Source organism: Amycolatopsis echigonensis, from assembly GCF_014174495.1.
Classification (GTDB): Bacteria; Actinomycetota; Actinomycetes; order Mycobacteriales; family Pseudonocardiaceae; genus Amycolatopsis; species Amycolatopsis echigonensis.
Genome location: NZ_JACJHR010000278.1, coordinates 1 through 430, shown reverse-complemented (window position 1 = coordinate 430; position 430 = coordinate 1). Strand labels below are relative to the sequence as shown.

Below are 430 nucleotides of genomic sequence, written 5' to 3'. Positions count from 1 at the left end.
CCTGGCCGACGCGCAGACCCTGCTGAACTACACGCCGGGACTGCTGGACACCGCGCACGCGACGGCACCCGGCCTGAACTCGGCCGTGAGCAGCCTGATGCCCGCGTTGAGCTTCCTGCGTCCGTTCACACCGGAAGCGGTGGGCCTGCTGTCCAACTGGGGTTCGGCGACCAGCAACTACGACGCCAACGGCCACTACGGCCGCATCTACATACAGGCCGGGGCGTCGAACGTGAACGTCAATCCGGGCATCGTGCCGCCGGGCTTCACCAGCGACCCGACACCGTTGCCAGGATCGCCGGTCGGCCAGCCCTGGACCGACGCGTTCGGAAGTGGGATCCGATGAGCAAGCACACGTCCCGGCCGTCCCGGCCGTCACGTCCGGTGTCCTACCGGCTCCGTGGCCTCGCCGTGGTCGTCGTCGCGTGCG

1 pseudogene is annotated in these 430 nt (G+C 69.3%); it reads left to right on the top strand.

The features are described 5' to 3' along the window. Window positions 1-346, top strand: a pseudogene (locus H5411_RS46760) (MlaD family protein); the annotation flags it as partial. Window positions 347-430: the final 84 nt, after the last annotated feature.